Raw genomic sequence first — 1192 nt, forward strand, 5'->3', positions numbered from 1 at the left:
GGAATCTCTGATTAAGTAAACGCAATCTCCTTCAGAAACGTTAATAGAAGCATGTTCCCCTGTCAATCATTGAAGCCATGAAACAGACTACCTTTGCCCAAGGAAGCTTTGAACGTTACGCCAAGACGACGAAGCGAGCAGTATTTCTATCCGAGATGAATCAGGTCGTGCCCTGGTCAATGCTGTGCGACCTGATTGCGCCCCATTATCCGAAGGCTGGTAATGGACGTCCACCGGTAGGTGTAGAGCGTATGCTTCGAATTTACTTCCTGCAGCAATGGTTCAATCTGTCTGACCCAGCCGTCGAAGAAGCCTTGTACGAATCAGCCTCCATGCGCAGTTTTGTCGGCATTGACCTGGGCAGCGAGCCTGTTCCCGATGAAACAACGGTGTGCAAATTTCGTCACTTACTGGAACGCCATGCTCTCGGCAAGCGTATCTTTGAGGAAGTGGGCCGTCATTTACAAGAGCGTGGGATGAAGGTGTCGGGCGGCACTATCGTTGATGCCACCATCATTGCCGCCCCTTCTTCGACCAAGAACAAAGATGGGGAACGTGATCCGGAAATGCGTCAGACCAAAAAAGGTAATCAATGGCACTTCGGTATGAAGGGTCATATTGGCGTGGACAGTAAGACCAAATTGATACACAGCGTTGTCGCAACGGGGGCCAATGTCCATGACAGCCAGGTATTGCCCGACCTGTTGCATGGACAAGAGACGCGTTACTGGGGCGATTCTGCCTACCTAGGCCAAAGGCAGGCTGCGCGTAGCAAAGCACCCAAGGTGAAAGATTTTACGAACCGTCGCGCTACACGCAGTCATGCATTGACAGATGCAGAGCGCTTGACCAACAGCCGCAAGTCAAGTATTCGGGCCAAGGTAGAGCATGCCTTTGGCATCATCAAGCGCGTGTTTGGATTTGCGAAGGTGCGTTATCGCGGATTACAAAAGAACGCGCATCGCTTGTTTGTCACCTGTGCGCTGGCGAATCTGTTCATGGTTCGCAGGCGCTTGATGCGCATGCAAGGGGCATAGTGTGTCGATTGTGCGAGAAATCGCACAAGAACAAGGGAGATTCGGATAAATCTGTCCCAATTTCCACTGAAAGACATGTTCTTGCGTGCACGTTTTATGAATGACCAGCACTTGGTTTTGAAATTTAAGAAAATTAGACCTTAATCAGATGTTCC

The 1192-nt window shown here is 50.2% G+C and carries 1 protein-coding gene; it reads left to right on the top strand.

Annotation, left to right across the window (positions count from 1 at the left end):
• Positions 1-77: 77 nt before the first annotated feature.
• The gene (locus ACO0LM_RS28605) at positions 78-1037 is read left to right on the top strand and encodes an IS5 family transposase (RefSeq protein ID WP_423042338.1); all 960 of its coding nucleotides are present in this window, start codon (positions 78-80) and stop codon (positions 1035-1037) included.
• Positions 1038-1192 lie beyond the last annotated feature (155 nt).

The organism is Undibacterium sp. Di26W (genome assembly GCF_049340265.1).
Classification (GTDB): domain Bacteria; phylum Pseudomonadota; class Gammaproteobacteria; order Burkholderiales; family Burkholderiaceae_D; genus Undibacterium.